This window comes from Rothia nasimurium, from assembly GCF_928381415.1.
GTDB classification, from domain to species: Bacteria; Actinomycetota; Actinomycetes; order Actinomycetales; family Micrococcaceae; genus Rothia; species Rothia nasimurium_H.
On the sequence record NZ_CAKMSF010000034.1, the window covers coordinates 1 to 396 of the forward strand.

General features: G+C 61.6%; 1 protein-coding gene. It reads right to left on the reverse strand.

Translation table 11 applies throughout. The annotated features are described in order from the left end of the window. Positions 1-145 precede the first annotated feature (145 nt). The coding region (locus L7A20_RS11870) for a hypothetical protein (RefSeq protein ID WP_237223686.1) at positions 146-396 on the reverse strand (251 nt) is incomplete at its 5' end.

Here is a 396-nt window from a genome sequence, read left to right on the forward strand (position 1 = left end):
TGTTGTAGGAGCCCGCTTGCGGGCGATCCATGTATCCGTGGCCTGATCGCCGGCAAGCCGGCTCCTACAAATATCGTCCGATTGCGACTCACGACCTGTAAACCTGTCCGCTGAACAGGCAGCACCCTACGGATATGACCCGCGATCAAACACCCGCTCCACGCTCCATCAAATGACTCATCGCCGCCTTCAGCTTCATCGGTCGCACCGGCTTGTGCAGCAGGCTATGGCCCAGCTCGCGCATCTGCTGCTTGAGCTCATTGCTGTAGTTGGCGGTGATCATCAGCGCCGGTAGCGGCGTGCTACGCCGCGCGTTGATCTGCGCAACCGCGTCGACGCCATTGCGCTCGTCGTCGAGGTGGTAGTCGGCGATCAGCAGGTCGGCCTCGGCATGGT